Here is a 14,960-nt window from a genome sequence, read left to right as displayed (position 1 = left end):
TCCGGGCCACCCGGCCGGCGTGCCAATCCCGCGAAGAACCGCACACCGACCGGGCCACTCCCTCAGCAGGAGCAGACCATGTCTACCAGTTCTGACCACGTGTACACCCCCGAGCCCATCGACCGGCAGCAGGAGGCCGCCCAGCAGCTCGTCGACCTGTTCGTCAACGGCACGGACGACCAGCGCCAGGCCATCGCCAACACCCACGGCGACCGCGCCCGCCGGCGCCACTGACGAGGCCGGAGGACACGACGTCATGGCGACCAAGAAGCAGTTGCAGGCGCAGTTGGCTGACGCAATCGTCGACCGCGATTTCGACCGTGTGCAGGCGTTGGCCGACAAGATGACGGCGATTGACCGGGCGGAGGGCAGCGGTTACCACGAGATCGCGGCGGCGCACCGCGAGCGTTGGCGGCAGGCTGCCGGCGGCGTCGGCTGAGCCACCGCCAAGATAGTGCGGTGGCCAGCGAGGACGACTTGACGGTGCCGGAGTACCGCGCCCAGCTCACGGAGATCATTTCCGCGATCGACGCGACGATAGGCGACCGGCAGAAACAGGACCAGGCCGTGCTGCGTGCCGCACGCGACGCCTACGAGGTCGCCCTGCGGATGGCCCGTCGACTGGAACCCCGCGAGCCCACGCGGGACGGTGATGACGGCACCGCGCAGATCATCCCGTTTCCTCAGCGGTAGCCGCAGACGACGACATTCTTCGCCGCCCCGCTCGGAGACCCTGGCACACCTCCGGGCGGGGCGTCACGGCACGTGGAGGCCAGCCCAACGCCACGGAGCACTGCGTGTGCGGCAGTGCACCCGCTTGGGCGAGGGCAGACAGGCTCTGTGCACCGCAGTCAGTGATGCGAGAGGATGAACCCCGATGTCAGATCGATCCCCTATCGAGTGGACGCAGGCCACGTGGAACCCGACCACGGGCTGCGACCGGGTCTCCGCTGGCTGCGACAACTGCTACGCGCTCACCCTCGCGAGTCGGCTGAAGCGGATGGGCGCTAGCAAGTACCAGCACGACGGCGACCCGCGGACCTCCGGAGCTGGGTTCGGGCTGGCGCTGCACCCTGCGGCCCTTGACGTGCCTCGACACTGGCGAGCGCCGCGGATGATCTTCGTGAACTCGATGAGCGACCTGTTCCACGCGAAGGTGCCGCTCGCGTTCGTGCGGGACGTGTTCGCTGTCATTGCCGACACGCCGCAGCACACCTACCAACTGCTAACCAAGCGCGCGCACCGGTTGCGGCGGCTCGCCGACCAGCTGGACTGGCCACCCAATCTGTGGATGGGCGTCAGTGTGGAGAACAACGAGGTTCTCGACCGCGTTGACGACTTGCGTGCTGTGCCGGCTGCGGTGCGGTTCCTTTCCTGCGAGCCGCTGCTGGGCCCGCTGGACGGGCTCAACCTCACCGACATCCATTGGGTCATCGCCGGCGGGGAAAGCGGCCGCAACGCGCGTCCCGTCGACGCCGGCTGGGTCCGCTCGGTGCGTGACGTCTCCGTTAAGGCTGGCGTGCCGTTCTTCTTCAAGCAGTGGGGCGGCCGTACCGCGAAGTCGGGCGGCCGGGTGCTCGACGGCCGCACCTGGAGCGAGTACCCCAAGGCTCGTCAGGCCGTAGCTTTCGAGGGCGGCCTGGCCGGGAGGATCGTCTGACGGTGGAAGGTGTCGCCGACACCGGTGTTCTGGATGACTCCGCTTCGGTGCAGCGACTTCACAGCTGCTCGTACCTGCGGGCCATCAGCGGCGCCGAACACCCCAGCATACACTTCGTCGAGGCGTTTCGCGAGCACGAACGGCCCCTCGGCCTCCAGCAGCCGCTGGATGTTCTGTTCAATGATCCGTTCCCACGACGCCCGGTTTATGCGGACGTATGCATCGATGTCGAACGGCTCTGGATCGGGTAGCAAGTCGTCGGCGCCGAACAGCGACTGCTGCTCGGACTCGTTGACCCGTGCCTTTGCCTGCATGTACTCGGTGTTGCGCCACGCGGCTTCCCACTCCCGACCAGCCTTACCCACCGCGTCCGCGAAGTACCACAACCCGTCAGGGTGCCTCGTGAACAGGACCAGCAGGTACTTCGGCAGCTGGTTCGGCTTGTGGCGGATCGGCATGCTCACCGACATGCAGCCAGTGGCGGCGCGTATGCCCTGCTGGTAGGTCGCGGCGACGCGCAGCGCCGCTTCGGTTGCGTTTCCCCGGTCAGCACTGCCTTCGACGGGCTCGAAGTCGTGCTGCCACCACGTGCCGCCCAGGAACCGGTCCGCGTGCTCGATGGTCTTCTGTTCGGCCGGTTTGAGTTGCTGGCCGCCTTCGCGGCGCTTGCGGAGCAGGCCACCGATACGGGCCACGGTGGTGACGCTGATGTGCAGCAAGACCTCCGTGGGCGCCTGACCCGGCCGGTTCAGCAGTTGGTTGACCAGCTGCGAGCGGTCCAGCGCCGTGCCAAAGGGGTCCAGGAACGCGAACAGTGCGTGCCCCTGGCACCTGGTCACGATTTCCGGCAGAAGGTCCCGCAGGTCTCCCTCAAGGACGACGTCTCCCGGCCTTCCGCGTCGGGCCATGACCTCCTGCAGGTTGAGGAAGTCCGCGTGGTTCCTCTCCACGTAGATGCCGGTCACATCGCGGAACGCCGCTACTCCTTCGGCCTTCTCGGACAGCAGCAAGGGGGATCCGGGGGAGCCGTCTTCGTACTCGCCGCGGCCTGCGTAGCCGTCGAGATAGGCCACCGGGCGTCCGCGCCAGCCGGTCTTGGCCGCGAACACCACGGGGTACCGGGAGAGGATGCCGTGCTTGAACACGGCCTGGGCCCGGCGTTCCCGGAAGAACGTCCGACTCGCATTCATCGGCCCACCTCCGAGCAGCGGGATCGACCGTCGCAAGCTCGATCCAGCGTAGGCCGGACCGTCCTTATTGGATACGCCCTGCACACGCTCGGACGAACGTAGCGCGAGGCGTCGGCGCAGGCTGCGGTTGTCAACAAGTTGATCCACATCTGTGGATAACTCGAACATAGGTTCGACTCGATGGCATGTGGGCAACTCGGATCGATGGTTTAGACCATGCTTAATGTTGTTAAATACGGTCTGAGCTGCGGAAACAGGTCCGCTATGGACGTCTTAACGGGCGGTAAGTCGCTCGTCGTCAAGTCGGGGCGTTTAGGCCCGCCGCCCTTGTCGCGCCTGCGCTGTACTCTCCGATCAGCTCTGGCAGCCAGTCAGAGAAGGCGCACGACAGATGGCTTCACCTCTCTTGTTCTGACCGGGTGCACGGGTCAGAACAAGTGCCGAGCCTGGCCCGTTCCGCGAACAGCCGGCACAAGGGGAGGTAGCAGTGTCAGAACGTGCTAACAGGCAGCACAACCAGCAACGCAGATCGAGGTCTCAACGGCCTGGCGGGGAGAGCAGCCACTCTGCCCCGTCCAGGACCGTCGACCTGCTGATCCAGCTCGTCCGCTTGGCGTCGAAGCTCGTGGACGTGCTGAGTCGATAAGCGCTGGCTGGCTCGGTGCCTAGCATCGAGCCAGCCTCGCCTCGCCGGGCAGTGCCGGCGACGCAGGGCCATACTCCCTAGCCGAACGAAGACTTGCAAGTTACCCAAGATCCACTGTGTAGTACTGCCCGGCGTGCTTCTCTTGCTGACCATCTTTAGTGGTCGATCAGGTCGTCCTCGGTGAACCAGCTGGCAATCACCATGGTTGCGAAAGTCACTCGTTTGAGGCCGTCCGATGCACGACAGGCACGGGATGGTGCGCTCTGACCTGCACGAGCAGTGAAATGCGTGGTGGAACCGCACCTTTGCAAGGCGGGGGTTAGGGGTTCGATTCCCCTTGTCTCCACTCGCGAGTGGGCGAGGTGTGCGGAGCGGTTCCCGCTCTCGCCACCTCGCTCGTCTGCTTTCTGGGGCTCTCGCCCCAGACCCCAAGCCAGGAGGGGCTTCGCCCCCCTGGACCCCCCTTCGGGCTCGGCTTCGCCGTCGCCCTCGGGACGGGTCGCAAGTGCCCGTGGGGGCTCTGGTTGACTGTCGGCCCTATGAGGAACGCTGCGTTGTGCATTGGGGTCCTAGCCGCTGGTGTGGTGCTCGGGGGGTGCTCGTCGCCGCAGCCGCAGGCGGCCCCCAGCACGACAACACCGTCGTCGACAACCAGTAGTGCGCCGACCTCGACCAGCGCGACCGCGCCGGGGGATCCGGTGCCGGCCAGCACGGGGCAGTGTCCGTATCTGAGCTCGGACTTCGTGGCGGATGCCAACGGGGAGAAGGTCACGAAGGTCCAGATCTCGGCGGACAAGCCGCATCCGGCGTGCTTCTTCTACAGCTTCGGCAACGACAAGCAGCTGACGGTGCAGGTCTACGTCGGCGACGCCGGCTCCGCCACGGCGCTGGTGAACAAGGCGGCGCCGATCGAGACGTCGGACAAGGCGGAACTGCCCGGGGGATGGGCTGGTGGGTCGGAGGCGACGGCCAAGGGGGCGGTGTACGCGGTGTCCAAGGGCGGCACGGCGGTCGTCGCGGTGACGGACCAGAAGCAGACGATCAAGGCCAAGCAGGTGGTGAAGCAGACGATCGCCGCCCTCGGGTTGTGAGGGCGGCGATCGGGTAGCCGGGTCCGGATCAGTGGTGGACGGCCTGGGCGGCGTGCGCGCCGGTCAGGGCGCGGACCTCCATCTCGGCGTACTTGCCGGTGTCGGCCCTGTCCTTGCCCAGGACGGTGCCTAGGTAGCCGAGCAGGAACGACAGGGGGATGGAGACCAGGCCGGGGTTGCTGAGCGGGAACCAGTCGAAGTGGGCGGTGGGGAAGATCGACGTCTTCGCGCCGGACACCACCGGAGAGAAGACGATCAGCACGACGGTGATGGCGACACCGCCGTAGATGCTCCACAGGGCGCCGGCGGTGGTGAAACGCTTCCAGAACAGGGAGTAGAGGATCGTCGGCAGGTTGGCGGCGGCGGCGATCGCGAAGGCCAGCGCCACCAGGAAGGCCACGTTCTGGCCGTTGGTGGCGATGCCGCCGACGATGGCCAGTAGGCCGATGACGACGGCGGCCCACCGCGCGACCTTGACCTCGGCCTTGGCGCTCTCGCGGTCGCCCTTCTTGATGACGTTGACGTAGATGTCGTGGGCGAACGACGCCGACGCGGTGATGGTGAGGCCGGCGACGACGGCGAGGATGGTGGCGAAGGCGACGGCGGCGATCAGGCCGAGCAGGACCGGGCCACCGAGGGCCAGGGCCAGCAGCGGGGCGGCCGAGTTGACCTTGCCGGGGGCGGCGTTGATCTTCTCGGGGCCGACGAGCGCGCCGGCGCCGTAGCCGAGCACCAGGGTGAACAGGTAGAACACGCCGATCAGCACGATCGCCCACACCACGGAGCGCCGGGCCTCCTTGGCCGACGGCACGGTGTAGAAGCGCATCAGCACGTGCGGCAGGCCGGCGGTGCCGAGCACCAGGGCAATGCCCAGCGACAGGAAGTCCAGCCGCGAGGTGCCGGTGGCGCCGTACTGCTTGCCCGGGCCGAGCAGGGCCTCGCCGGTCTTGCCGCCGTGCGCGACGGCGTCACCGAGCAGGGCGGACAGGTTGAAGCCGTAGCGGCCGAGCACCCACACGGTCATCACGAACGCGCCGACGATCAGCAGGACCGCCTTGATGATCTGCACCCATGTGGTGCCGCGCATGCCGCCGACCAGCACGTAGACGATCATGATGACGCCGACGACGGCGACCACCAGCGCCTGGCCGGCCGTGCTGGACACGCCGAGCAGCAGGGCCACCAGGCCGCCGGCGCCGTTCATCTGCGCCAGCAGGTAGAAGAACGACACGGCCAGCGTGGAGATGGCGGCCGCGGTGCGCACCGGGCCCTGCTTCATCCGGAAGCTGAGCACGTCGGCCATGGTGAACCGGCCGGTGTTGCGCAGCAGCTCGGCGACCAGCAGCAGCGCGACCAGCCACGCCACCAGGAAGCCGATCGAGTACAGGAAGCCGTCGTAGCCGTAGATCGCGATCGCGCCGGCGATGCCGAGGAACGACGCGGCCGACAGGTAGTCGCCGGACAGCGCGATGCCGTTCTGCGGGCCGGTGAACGCGTGGCCGGCCGCGTAGAAGTCGGTGGCCGTCTTCGTGCTCCGGCTGGCCCGGAACACGATCACCAGCGTGATCAGCACGAACACGGCGAAGATGGAGATGTTCAGCGTCGAGTTGCTGCCCTCGACGCCCTGCGCCACCACGGAAGTCCTCACTGCTCCCCCTCGATCTCGTGCCGGATCTTCTCCGCGGCCGGGTCGACGACCCGGTTGGCGAACCGGACGTACAGACCCGTGATCACGAACGTCGAGACGAACTGGAGCAGGCCGAACAGCAGGCCGACGGTGATGTTGCCGAACAGCTTTGTCGACATGAAGCCGTGGGCGTAGTCGGCGAGCAGGACGTAGAGCAGATACCAGGCCAGGAACAGCCCGGCCATCGGGAACACGAAGCCGCGCAGCCGGCGGCGCAGCTCGGCGAAGTCAGGACTGGCCTGGACCTCGCTCCAGTCGGTCGCGGCCGGCGGCGTCGGCGCGGCGGCGGAGTCTTCGGTGGTGCCCACGGCAACCTCCCGGACGGGGGTAGTTACCCGCCGCAACCTAGGAGATGCAGGTCACATAGGCAGCACACAATCGGGCATAAGCGACCAGCGGGCCGGCCCAGGCCCGGGAACGGTGTCGTTTCCGCGACGAACGGCGTCCCGCCGGGGCGGGACGCCGCCCGGCTCACTTGTCCGCGGTCCGCGGGGCCTCCTGGCCGTTACGGGCCGGTTCCGGCACGTGCACCGCGCCCGGCGACTCGTCGCGCACGTCCTGCAGCCGCACCTCGCGCGGCCGCCGGGACAGCACCACGAACGCCGCCGCGCCGCCCGCGACCACCAGCCCGACCAGCCACGGCCAGCGCCGTCGCCGCTTGGGCCGCGGATCGATGGTGTTCGCGAGGTCCTCGGCGACCTTGCGGGCCTGCTTGCGGAGCTGGTTGGCGTTGCGCACGGCCTCGGCCCGCGCCTTGCCGGTGGTCCGCTTGAGATCCTTGCGCGCCTGGCCCGTGGTGCGCTTGAGGTCCCGGCGCGCCTGCTTGGCCATCTTCCGGGCGGCCTTGCGGGTCGGCTTGAACTCCTCGTTGGCGAATTCCACCAGTTCGTGTGTCTTCTCGATGCCGGCCTGGCCCGCGCGGGCGGCTCGGCGACGAGCGGCGCGCACCGCCCGGCCGACCGCCTCGCCAGCCTTCGCGCCGGCCTCGGCCATGGTCTCGACCTCGTCCATCTGCTGCTCCAAGCCCTGCCGATCGGTACCGATCTGACCGATCCAGTCTGCCCCTCCCGCCGCGATCCCGCCGTGGATGGCACGATGGCGTCGTGGCTGACAACGACATCGTCGGGGCGACCCTGCACACCACGCAGGGCGACATCCGCCTCTACCTCTTCCCCAACCACGCCCCGAAGACGGTCCGCAACTTCGTCGGGCTGGCCGAGGGCACCAAGGACTACTCGACCCAGAACGCCCGCGGCGAGAAGTCGGGCCCGTTCTACGACGGGGCCGTCTTCCACCGCGTGATCTCCGGCTTCATGATCCAGGGCGGCGACCCGACCGGGACCGGCCGCGGCGGCCCGGGCTACCAGTTCGAGGACGAGTTCCACTCCGAGCTGGTGTTCAACAAGCCGTACCTGCTGGCCATGGCCAACGCCGGGCCCGGCACCAACGGCTCGCAGTTCTTCATCACGGTGGGCCCGACCCCGCACCTGAACCGCCGGCACACCATCTTCGGCGAGGTGCGCGACGAGGAGTCCCGCAAGGTCGTCGACGCGATCGCCAACGCGGCCACCGACCGCAGCGACCGGCCGTTGACCGACATCGCCATCGAGAAGATCACGATCGACCGCGGCTGACATGACCGCGCCGTACGGGCAGCCGATCGACGCGCTGCCCGCGTGCTACCGGCACCCAGGCCGGCACACCGGGCTGCGCTGCACCCGGTGTGACCGGCCGACCTGCCCGGAGTGCCTGCGCGACGCGGCCGTCGGCCAGCAGTGCGTCGAGTGCGTCAACCAGGGCAACCGGACCACCCGTGCCCCGGTGACCGTCGCGGGGGCACGGCTGGCCCGCCGGCCGGTGCTGGTCTACCTGCTGATCGCGGCCAACGTGCTGCTCTACGCGGTCACCGCGGTGCAGGCCGGCAGCTTCGCCTTCAACTACGACTCGCCGCTGTTCGACGAGTGGGTGCTGTGGCCGAACGCCGCCGCCGGCGGTCAGTGGTGGCGGGTGCTCACAGCCGGCTTCATGCACATCGGCTTCATCCACATCGCGGTCAACATGCTGTCGCTGTGGATGCTGGGCCGGGACATGGAGCGGGTGCTCGGCAAGATCCGGTTCGCCGCGGTGTACTTCCTGTCGCTGTTCGGCGGTTCGATCGGCGTGATGCTGTTCGCCGACCCGAACGGCCCGGTGGCGGGAGCGTCCACCGCGCTCTACGGCCTGATGGGCTGCTACCTGGTCGCCGTGCTGCGACTCAAGCTGGACCCGCGGCCCATCTTGATCACCCTCGCGGTGAACGTGTTCCTCACGTTCAGCATCTCGGGCATCTCCATCCAGGGACACTTCGGTGGCCTGGTCGTGGGTGCGATCGCGATGGCCGCCATCGTGTACGCGCCCCAGAAGAACCGAGCGTGGTGGCAGGGCGGCGTGCTGGCGGCGCTGTTCGTGGTGCTCGTCCTGATCTACGTGACCAGGGTGGCGCAGCTGGCGTCAGCCCTGGGGCCAGGGGCGTAGCGCCTGGAGCTGCTCGACGACGTCAGCCGGGTCCTCACCGAGGTCCAGCTTGCCGAACACGATCAGGCCGTCGTCGTGCAGCACCGTCAGCTCGACCGTGGAGGTGACGCGGCCGAGCCGCCGGCCGTGCGCGAGCCGGATCCGCACCTCGGGCCAGGTCCAGCTGCGGCTGGAGAACAGGCCGCGGACCGTCACGCCCTGCTCGTCGGCGCGCAGCCGGGGCCGCGCGACCGTGCCGAACAGCGAGATCACGGCCAGCCCCAGCGCCGCGATGGTCAGCAGCACCCGGCCGCCCGGGTCCTCGCCGACCACCACCACCAGCAGGACGGCGATCGCGGTCAGCACCCAGCCGATGCCGACCAGCGGCGTCTGCGGGGCCCAGCGGTGTTCGGTCGTCGTGGGCTCGGTCATGTGCATGCTCCGGCGCTTGTGCTTTTTTGCGCAAAGTTGTCCACAGGAGTTGTCCCCACTGGGGATGACTTACACGCGTGTCGTTCGATGACCGTGCGGTGAACTGGCTGAACGACGGGGTAACAGACAACGACCCGGACGTGTCACGCCCGGGTCGTGGTCACAGGTGGTGAGCGGTCAGCGCCACCGCATCGTCATCAGCAGCCCGATGATCATCAGCGCGAAGCCGATCAGGAAGTTCCACGACCCCAGCGACTCCATGACCGGGATGCCGGTCGGCACCAGGTAATAGGCCACCAACCAGGCCAGACCCAGCACCATCATGCCGAGCATGATCGTCACGTACACCGGGTGGGAGGGGCCGACCGCCTTCACCTTGACCGGCGTGCGCCGATCCGTCGGTGGCGTGTAGACGGTCTTCTTGCGGACCTTCGACTTGGGCATCTTTCCTCGCCTGACCTCGCGCGCTGAGGCATCGGTGGCTGCGCGGGCAACCACTGCCAGGGGTAACACGTTAACGTAAACGAGGATGCCAGCGAACCACTAGTTGAGGTCAGGGGCACAGGAGGCGTTCACGTGAGCTACGACCCGCCGCCGGCAGCGGGACGCCCACCCGGCTGGCGTCCCCGGCCTGCCCCCGAACAGCCCACCACGTTCCTCCCGAAGATCGATGTGCTGGACACCGAGCCGCTGGGCGGCCGGTTCGCCCACGAGCCGGAGGAGGACGACACCGGCCGCATCGATGACGAACCGCTGGAGTCGCCCCCGCCGCCCAAGGACACCGCGCGCACGGTCGTCCGGTCGTTCGGCGAGCTGTTCATCACCGCCGGCCTGGTGATCCTGCTGTTCGTCGTCTACGAGGTGTACTGGACCGACCTGATCTCCGCCGGCAAGCAGAACCAGGCCACGTCCTCGCTCGACACCAAGTGGAAGGACCAGGACACGGTCGGCGGGCCGCAGCGCGGCACCCACTACGACCTCGCCGAGGGCCAGGGCTTCGCCAAGCTCTACGTGCCCGCGCTCGGCGCCGACTACCACTTCACCATCGTCGAGGGCACGACCGACGCCGACCTGGACATCGGCCCCGGCCACTACATCGGCAGCGCGCTGCCCGGCCAGCCCGGCGACTTCGCCGTGGCCGGCCACCGGGTCGGCAAGGGCGCGCCGTTCAACGACCTGGACCTGATCAGCTCCTGCGACGCCATCGTCGTGGAGACGGTCACCGACTGGTTCGTCTACCGGATGCTGCCCACCAGCGACGAGGTCTCCGGCTGGGCCGCCGGCAAGGGCGCGCAGCCGCAGTGCAAGGGCGTGGCGCCGCTCGGCGGCCCGTACGCGGGCCTGGTCGGGCAGGAGACCGTGCTGCCGTCCCGGGGCGACGTCATCGCCCCCGTGCCGCACAAGCAGGACCTGCAGCTGCCGGCCGGGCAGGAGGCCTCGCTGATGACGCTGACCACCTGCACCCCGAAGTTCTCCGCGTCACACCGGCTGATCCTGCACGCCGTGCTCACCAACCAGTACGCCAAGGACCCGAAGCAACCGGACAAGGTCCCGCCGGAGCTCAAGGAGACCGACTGACGTGTACGGCTGGATCTGGCGGCACCTGCCGGGACCGACCGCGGCCAAGGTCGCCGAGGCCGTAGTGCTCGTACTTGGCATAGTCGCGCTGCTGATGCTCGTCGTATTCCCGTGGGTAGAGCCGCTCCTGCCCTTCAACCAGGTGACGACGGGGTAGTTTCACATCATGCGCGTCCTGGTCGTCGACAACTACGACAGCTTCGTCTACAACCTCGTGCAGTACCTGGCGCAGCTCGGCGCCGAGTGCGTCGTGCGGCGCAACGACGTCGTGCAGCTGTCCGACGTCGACGCCGTGGACGGGGTGCTCATCAGTCCCGGCCCCAGCACGCCCGAGCGGGCCGGCGCCAGCATGGACGTCATCCGGTACTGCGCCGACAAGCGGGTGCCGGTGCTCGGCGTCTGCCTCGGCCACCAGGCCATCGGCGTCGTGTTCGGCGGCACCGTGGACCGGGCCCCCGAGCTGCTGCACGGCAAGACCAGCCTCGTCGAGCACGCCGGCGTCGGCGTACTCGACGGAGTGCCGTCGCCGTTCGTGGCGACCCGGTACCACTCGCTGACCGTGCTGCCCGAGACCGTGCCGGCCGAACTGGAGGTCACCGGCCGCACCGAGACCGGCATCGTGATGGCCATGCGGCACCGGGAGCTGCCCATCGAGGGTGTGCAGTTCCACCCGGAGTCCGTGCTCACCGACGGTGGGCACCGGATGCTGGCCAACTGGATGGGCGCCGCCGGCTTCCCCGTCGCCCCCGAGCGTGTCAACGAACTCGAGGCCGGCATGCGCCGCCTCGCCGCGGCGGCCGCGACCGTCTGAGCCCACACAGACGAAAAGGCCCGGCACCTGAGGTGCCGGGCCCTTCGTCTGTGTCAGTGGCCGCCGCCTGGTGGGGTGGTTGTTGTGGTGGTGCCCCCACCCGGTCCCCGGTAGACCTGGATCTGGATCGTCTGGTTCTTGCCGACGACCTGGTTGGCGTCCGGGCTGAAGGACTCGATCTGACCGGCCTTGGTCAGGTCGAAGTCGCCCTCCGTCTGACTGAACTGGCCGGTCCAGCCGAGCTGCTGCAGGGTGCTGCGCGCGGTCGACACCGTCAGGCCGGTGAGGTTCGGCATCGTGAACTGGTCGCCGAGCGACACGGTCAGCGTGACGGTGCTGTTCGGGGCGGCCTTGCTGCCACCCTTCGGGCTCTGGTCGAGCACCTGGTCCTTCGTCTGGGTACTGGACTTGGTCGCCTGCGAGACCTTGAAGCCCGCGGCTTCCAGGTTGCTCTTGGCCACGGAGTAGGGCTGGCCGGTCTCGTCGGGCACGTTCACCTGGTCCGGGCCCTTGCCGATGATCAGTGTGATGGTCGCGCCCTCGGCGACCTGCGAGCCGACCGGCGGGTTGGTCGAGCTGACCTTCCCGATCAGGTCGGGGTTGTCCACCGTCTCCGTGGTGGTGTTCGGCGAGACCACGAGCTTGCGGCTCTGCAGGTCCTTGGTCGCGTCCTCCTGCGACTTGCCCGACTCGTCCGGCAGCGCGAAGGTGTTCGGCGACTTGCCGACCGTCAGCTTGATCGTGGTCGCCTTGGCCACGTTCGAGCCCGCCGGGGGGTCCTGCTTGATGACGTTGCCGATCTGGTCGGTCGTGCACGGCGCCGGCGTGCCGTCCGAGTTGGGGGCGCAGACGACATAGGAGATCTGCGGGCTGGCGAAGCCCTTGTCCCGCAGCGCCGCCTGGGCCGCGCTGAGCTGCATGCCCTCGACCTTGGGCACGTCGGCGTTGTTGGCGTTGCCGCTGTTGTTGCCGCCGAGGAACATCGTGGTCAGCCACGCGGCCAGCGCCAGCACGGCGATGCAGATGAGCACCACGCCGGCGATGGTGAGGGCGCGCTTGCGGCGGGCCTTGCGCTCCGCCTCCTCGTCGGCCTCGAAGTCGTACGCGTCGTACTCGGGCTCCTCGGCCGGCGGGGCGGGCCGGTGCCGGCCGGTGACGACCTGCGTGCGGGCGCCCGCGGCATTGCCCATGAACGCGGTCCGGTCCTCGGCGGTCATCACGGCCGGTGCGGACGGTCGCTGCCCGGACAGCACCCGCACCAGGTCGGCGCGCATCTCGGCGGCCGACTGGTACCGGTTGGCCGGGCCCTTGGCCATGGCCTTGAGCACGATCGAGTCCAGCGCGGGCGTCACCTGCGGGTTCACCGAGGACGGCGCCGGCGGCTCCTCCCGCACGTGCTGGTAGGCGACGGCGACCGGGGAGTCGCCGGTGAACGGCGGCTGGCCGGTCATCAGCTCGAACAGCACGCAGCCGGCGGCGTAGACGTCGGACCGGGCGTCGACCGCCTCGCCCCGCGCCTGCTCCGGCGACAGGTACTGCGCGGTGCCGATGACGGCGGCGGTCTGCGTGACGGCGGCCTGCCCGTCATGGATGGCACGGGCGATGCCGAAGTCCATCACCTTGACCGCACCGGTCTTGGTGATCATGACGTTGGCCGGCTTGACGTCGCGGTGGATGATGCCGTGGCGGTGGCTGAAGTCCAGCGCCGCGCAGACGTCGGCCATCACCTCCATGGCCCGCTTGCCGGACAGCGGCCCCTGGGTCTTGATGATGTCCCGCAGGGTGCGCCCGTCCACGTACTCCATGACGATGTAGGGCAGCGGGCCGTACTCGGTCTTGGTCTCGCCGGTGTCGTACACGGCGACGATCGCGGGGTGGTTGAGCGCGGCGGCGTTCTGCGCCTCGCGGCGGAAGCGCTCCTGGAACTGCGGATCCCTGGCGAGGTCGGCGCGCAGCACCTTGACGGCGACGTCCCGGCCGAGACGGACGTCGCGGCCTTTGTGGACCTCCGACATCCCACCGTAGCCGAGGGTCTCGCCCAGTTCGTAACGGTTGGAGAGCAGTCGCGGAGTGCTCATCGGTGCGTCGTCTCGTTCCTCGTCAACAGTCGTCCCATCATGCTCCTGCCGCCCGCCTCAGCCACCAGGACCCCGCCCCGCACAGGTGACCGTCCCCAGACATCGGTCCTGTGCCGGGCGGTCGCCCGTGAGCTTGGCCGTGGTCGGCCTTCCGGTGCCCTCGGTCCCCGCACCCGAGCGCTGCCATTCGCGAATCCCCCAGACCGCGAGCAGGCCCACCAGAATCACCACCAACAACGCCAGCAGGACCCACAGCCCGGTCCGGTTCGGTCTGGGCTGAGGCTGCGGTCCCAGCAGAAAGGTACCGGTGCCGGACCCCATCGGAGCACCCGATGGCGGGACCTGAGGCGGAACCACCGGAATGGCCCCCGGCGGATACGTCGGCGGACCGCCCGGCAACGGCCGCTGCTGCTGCATCGGAATCGCCATCACCAGACCCGACGGGGTCGGCAGCGGCAACCCGGCCCGCACCGCGCCGACCGCGGCGGCGAACTCGCCGCCGTTGCGGTAGCGCTGCCGCGGGTCCTTCACCAGCGTCGCCTCGATCAGCGCCCGCACGCCGGGCGGCACGTCCGGCGGCAGCGGCGGCGGCACCTCCCGGATGTGCATCATCGCGACGGTGACGGCGTTCTCCGACAGGAACGGCCGCCGGCCGGCCAGGCACTCGTAACCGACGACGGCCAGCGAGTACACGTCGCTCGCCGGCTCCGCCTCCTGCCCGACGGCCTGCTCGGGGGCGATGTAGTGGGCGGTGCCCATCACCATGCCGGACCGGGTCACCGGCGCGGCGTCGGCGGCCTTGGCGATGCCGAAGTCGGTCAGCTTCACCTTGCCGTTCGGGCCGACCAGGATGTTGCCGGGCTTCACGTCCCGGTGCACGTAGCCCCGCTCGTGCGCGGCCTGCAGCGCCGCCCCGCACTGCTGCAGCATGTCCAGCGTCCGGTCCGGGGCCAGCCGGCCGTGGTTGGACAGGATCGCCGCCAGCGGCTCGCCGCTCACCAGCTCCATCACCAGGTACGCGGTGTCCTCGGGACCGTCCGGCTCGGACGCCGTCTCGCCGTAGTCGTGCACGGCCGCGATGCCCGGGTGGTTGAGCGAGGCGGTGGTCCGCGCCTCGGTGCGGAACCGGTGCAGGAACTCGGGGTCGCCGGACAGCTCGGGCTTGAGCACCTTCACCGCGACGGCGCGGTCCAGCCGGGAGTCGGTCGCCTCCCACACCTCGCCCATGCCGCCGACGGCGATGCGCCGTGCCAGCCGGTACCGGTCGGCGAGCAACTGCCCGGTGGTGAGCATC

Annotated in this window: 18 protein-coding genes; 10 read left to right on the top strand and 8 right to left on the bottom strand. The window is 69.1% G+C overall.

Annotation, left to right across the window (positions count from 1 at the left end; genetic code table 11):
• Nucleotides 1-78: 78 nt before the first annotated feature.
• The 4 genes from BJ998_RS18965 to BJ998_RS18950 all read left to right on the top strand — a co-directional run bounded on the left by BJ998_RS18965 (nt 79) and on the right by BJ998_RS18950 (nt 1,660).
• Nucleotides 79-234, top strand: a complete 156-nt coding sequence (locus tag BJ998_RS18965) for a hypothetical protein (protein WP_184863479.1) — start codon at nt 79-81, stop codon at nt 232-234.
• 22 nt (nt 235-256) lie between these two features.
• Nucleotides 257-439, top strand: a complete 183-nt coding sequence (locus BJ998_RS18960) for a hypothetical protein (RefSeq protein WP_184863477.1) — start codon at nt 257-259, stop codon at nt 437-439.
• 20 nt (nt 440-459) lie between these two features.
• Entirely contained in the window at nt 460-693 is a 234-nt protein-coding gene (locus BJ998_RS18955) for a hypothetical protein (RefSeq protein WP_184863475.1), read from the top strand.
• Between the two features lie 184 nt (nt 694-877).
• Nucleotides 878-1,660 carry a DUF5131 family protein gene (locus BJ998_RS18950; protein WP_184863473.1) on the top strand — a complete coding sequence of 261 codons (783 nt, stop codon included), beginning with the start codon at nt 878-880 and terminating at the stop codon, nt 1,658-1,660.
• On the opposite strand, the gene tcmP is transcribed toward BJ998_RS18950, so the two are convergent.
• Nucleotides 1,615-3,018, bottom strand: coding sequence for a three-Cys-motif partner protein TcmP (tcmP, locus tag BJ998_RS18945; protein WP_221338058.1), 1,404 nt, complete (start codon nt 3,016-3,018; stop codon nt 1,615-1,617). The genes BJ998_RS18950 and tcmP overlap by 46 nt on opposite strands.
• A 1,062-nt stretch (nt 3,019-4,080) precedes the next feature.
• Here tcmP and BJ998_RS18940 point away from each other — a divergent pair.
• A complete protein-coding gene (locus BJ998_RS18940) occupies nt 4,081-4,587 on the top strand; it encodes a DUF2020 domain-containing protein (protein WP_312890199.1) in 507 nt (168 codons plus the stop codon).
• 28 nt (nt 4,588-4,615) lie between these two features.
• On the opposite strand, the gene BJ998_RS18935 is transcribed toward BJ998_RS18940, so the two are convergent.
• The 3 genes from BJ998_RS18935 to BJ998_RS18925 form a co-directional block, all read right to left on the bottom strand.
• Nucleotides 4,616-6,235: a monocarboxylic acid transporter gene (locus tag BJ998_RS18935; RefSeq protein ID WP_184863469.1), complete on the bottom strand. Its 1,620-nt coding sequence runs from the start codon at nt 6,233-6,235 to the stop codon at nt 4,616-4,618.
• Nucleotides 6,232-6,582: a DUF485 domain-containing protein gene (locus tag BJ998_RS18930; RefSeq protein ID WP_184863467.1), complete on the bottom strand. Its 351-nt coding sequence runs from the start codon at nt 6,580-6,582 to the stop codon at nt 6,232-6,234. Before BJ998_RS18930 ends, BJ998_RS18935 begins: the two co-directional genes overlap by 4 nt.
• A gap of 163 nt (nt 6,583-6,745) precedes the next feature.
• The gene (locus BJ998_RS18925) at nt 6,746-7,285 is read right to left on the bottom strand and encodes a hypothetical protein (RefSeq protein ID WP_184863465.1); all 540 of its coding nucleotides are present in this window, start codon (nt 7,283-7,285) and stop codon (nt 6,746-6,748) included.
• 92 nt (nt 7,286-7,377) lie between these two features.
• On the opposite strand from BJ998_RS18925, the gene BJ998_RS18920 reads away from it, so the two are divergent.
• Together BJ998_RS18920 and BJ998_RS18915 are read left to right on the top strand one after the other, a co-directional pair.
• Nucleotides 7,378-7,908 carry a peptidylprolyl isomerase gene (locus BJ998_RS18920; RefSeq protein ID WP_184863463.1) on the top strand — a complete coding sequence of 177 codons (531 nt, stop codon included), beginning with the start codon at nt 7,378-7,380 and terminating at the stop codon, nt 7,906-7,908.
• Nucleotide 7,909: 1 nt separating this feature from the next.
• Nucleotides 7,910-8,788, top strand: a complete 879-nt coding sequence (locus tag BJ998_RS18915) for a rhomboid family intramembrane serine protease (RefSeq protein ID WP_184863461.1) — start codon at nt 7,910-7,912, stop codon at nt 8,786-8,788.
• Here BJ998_RS18915 and BJ998_RS18910 read toward each other — a convergent pair.
• Both BJ998_RS18910 and crgA read right to left on the bottom strand, forming a co-directional pair.
• On the bottom strand, nt 8,765-9,199 hold the full coding sequence (locus tag BJ998_RS18910) for a PH domain-containing protein (protein WP_184863459.1): 435 nt from the start codon (nt 9,197-9,199) through the stop codon (nt 8,765-8,767). The two genes, BJ998_RS18915 and BJ998_RS18910, sit on opposite strands and share 24 nt — an antisense overlap.
• Before the next feature lie 177 nt (nt 9,200-9,376).
• Nucleotides 9,377-9,643, bottom strand: a complete 267-nt coding sequence (gene crgA / locus BJ998_RS18905; protein ID WP_184863457.1) for a cell division protein CrgA — start codon at nt 9,641-9,643, stop codon at nt 9,377-9,379.
• Between the two features lie 132 nt (nt 9,644-9,775).
• On the opposite strand from crgA, the gene BJ998_RS18900 reads away from it, so the two are divergent.
• From BJ998_RS18900 to BJ998_RS18890, 3 genes are read left to right on the top strand one after another with little or no spacing between them, the layout of a single operon-like run.
• Nucleotides 9,776-10,777: a class E sortase gene (locus BJ998_RS18900; RefSeq protein WP_376775873.1), complete on the top strand. Its 1,002-nt coding sequence runs from the start codon at nt 9,776-9,778 to the stop codon at nt 10,775-10,777.
• A 1-nt stretch (nt 10,778) separates the two neighbouring features.
• A complete protein-coding gene (locus BJ998_RS18895) occupies nt 10,779-10,934 on the top strand; it encodes a hypothetical protein (RefSeq protein WP_184863455.1) in 156 nt (51 codons plus the stop codon).
• A gap of 9 nt (nt 10,935-10,943) precedes the next feature.
• Nucleotides 10,944-11,588: an aminodeoxychorismate/anthranilate synthase component II gene (locus BJ998_RS18890; RefSeq protein ID WP_184863453.1), complete on the top strand. Its 645-nt coding sequence runs from the start codon at nt 10,944-10,946 to the stop codon at nt 11,586-11,588.
• Nucleotides 11,589-11,641: 53 nt separating this feature from the next.
• Here BJ998_RS18890 and pknB read toward each other — a convergent pair whose 3' ends face one another.
• Both pknB and BJ998_RS18880 read right to left on the bottom strand, forming a co-directional pair.
• Nucleotides 11,642-13,666, bottom strand: coding sequence for a Stk1 family PASTA domain-containing Ser/Thr kinase (pknB, locus tag BJ998_RS18885; RefSeq protein ID WP_184863451.1), 2,025 nt, complete (start codon nt 13,664-13,666; stop codon nt 11,642-11,644).
• 57 nt (nt 13,667-13,723) lie between these two features.
• Nucleotides 13,724-14,959 (bottom strand): serine/threonine-protein kinase, encoded by a 1,236-nt coding sequence (locus BJ998_RS18880; protein ID WP_184863449.1) that lies wholly within the window; start codon nt 14,957-14,959, stop codon nt 13,724-13,726.
• Nucleotide 14,960 lies beyond the last annotated feature (1 nt).

The sequence above is a fragment of the Kutzneria kofuensis genome (assembly GCF_014203355.1).
GTDB classification, from domain to species: domain Bacteria; phylum Actinomycetota; class Actinomycetes; order Mycobacteriales; family Pseudonocardiaceae; genus Kutzneria; species Kutzneria kofuensis.
Note: the sequence above shows the minus strand (reverse complement) of the source record. Positions and strands in the feature narration are given on the sequence as shown.